Source organism: Algibacillus agarilyticus (assembly GCF_003286125.1).
In the GTDB taxonomy this organism is placed as follows: domain Bacteria; phylum Pseudomonadota; class Gammaproteobacteria; order Enterobacterales; family Alteromonadaceae; genus Algibacillus; species Algibacillus agarilyticus.
Map to the genome: position 1 here is coordinate 1 of NZ_QMED01000073.1, position 1535 is coordinate 1535.

Annotated in this window: 2 protein-coding genes and 1 pseudogene; 2 read left to right on the forward strand and 1 reads right to left on the reverse strand. The window is 38.4% G+C overall.

The window, feature by feature from the left end:
* A pseudogene (locus DPX34_RS22190) lies at window positions 1-289 on the forward strand (IS110 family transposase); the annotation flags it as partial.
* Window positions 290-317: 28 nt separating this feature from the next.
* Here the strand turns inward: DPX34_RS22190 and DPX34_RS21560 are convergent.
* Window positions 318-686 (reverse strand): hypothetical protein, encoded by a 369-nt coding sequence (locus DPX34_RS21560; protein ID WP_111980451.1) that lies wholly within the window; start codon window positions 684-686, stop codon window positions 318-320.
* Window positions 687-1034: 348 nt separating this feature from the next.
* Here DPX34_RS21560 and DPX34_RS21565 point away from each other — a divergent pair.
* Window positions 1035-1535 (forward strand): IS110 family transposase (locus DPX34_RS21565; protein WP_157964591.1); only part of this gene is annotated, 501 nt, incomplete at its 3' end.

Here is a 1535-nt window from a genome sequence, read left to right on the forward strand (position 1 = left end):
AGAGTGGATACATTGGCGATACTCATGCACAACATTTTTACGGCAAACATTTGTTGAATGGGCAGGTCAATCGGTGCGATATTCGTTTTGGGCTAAAGCTTATTATCAACAGCAAGCAGCGAAAGGAAAACCGCATAATACCATCATCAGAGCGTTGGCATTTAAGTGGATCAGGATATTGTTTCGGTGCTGGAAAACCAGCACAGCATATGATGAATCAACTTATCTAGAAGCCTTGAAAAGTAAGGGTTCACCGCTCTTAAAATATGCGGTAAAAAGTAAAACTTAATGCTTGCTGTCCACCTCAGGGCGTGTTGTTATGTGTTTTTAGCACAGTCATCCAACAGGCTTTGGTAAACACCTTTTATAAACGGACCTACTCCTCCTGACCAATTTAGACAATAAGGTCTAGGTTCGTAATTAGCGATAAACAAATTTATTACCGTGTAATCAGCAGTAAAGCTTTTAACTATTAAATCCGCACAAGGCTTAATTTCATTCTCCGAAAAATACATCTTCTCACTAATGAAGGTAACAGCTAGATCAATATTTTCCGCTAGAATAGTATCTCCTGAAACTAATTTAATATCATCAGATGGCAAGGTAACTTTCGTCTGTAATGAAACCCTATCGATAGCTTCTTTGATAGAACCTTTTATAATTAATTCGAATTCATCTCTAGTCATAAAAAACACATAACGCCTCGTTAAGAGGCAAATAATATGTTGGCTAAAATAAGCGACGCAGGAGCAAAAGCCAACTGTTATTTGTCCTGCTTTAACGACTTATAGTTGCTCCGTTCCATTAATTAATCAGTTTACCTAACTTATTAATAGGTGGAATATGCTTCTGTTGCTTACGAATATTTGAGCGAAAACATTCGATGCTTATAACAAGACTTTCGGAGCAACAGAAGTCACTTGTTTCAATACGCATACTCAGGGATTGCCGTCTATATCGACTATCTATAAGACCTGCGAGAAACAATACCACTGCCATATTCCATGGTTAACTTTACGCTTTGGAGGTCAAAAATGAAAGTTTTTAATCCTACTGATTTTGCCGCCCTTATCGCTATCGATTGGGCAGATCGTAAACACGACGTTTGTGAACTCGAACAGAAAAGCGACAAACCCATTTTTACCGTTATTTCCTCAAAACCAGAAGCTATTAATGCTTGGGCGAATACTTTAAAACAAAAATATAATGGTCAACCCGTTGCTGTCGCTTGTGAATTAAAAAAAGGCCCTTTAATTTATGCGCTCAGTAAATTTCAGCATATCGTATTGTTTACTATAAACCCCTCTACCGTAGCAAAATACCGAAAGGCATTTACACTCAGTGGGGCTAAAGACGATCCAACAGACGCGGCTATCCAATTAGAAATATTACAGCAGCATATGCCTAAATTGAGCGTCATTACACCCGATACCGAAAGTGTCAGGTCGCTTGCCCAACTGGTTGAATATCGTCGTAAACTCGTGCAAGACCGTGTAGATTTAACAAATAAAATCACCACAACGTTGAAGAATTAT

Bases quoted from the DNA above. Each gene is read 5' to 3' on its own strand.
- DPX34_RS21560 (WP_111980451.1), bottom strand. From the start codon at position 686: ATGACTAGAGATGAATTCGAATTAATTATAAAAGGTTCTATCAAAGAA.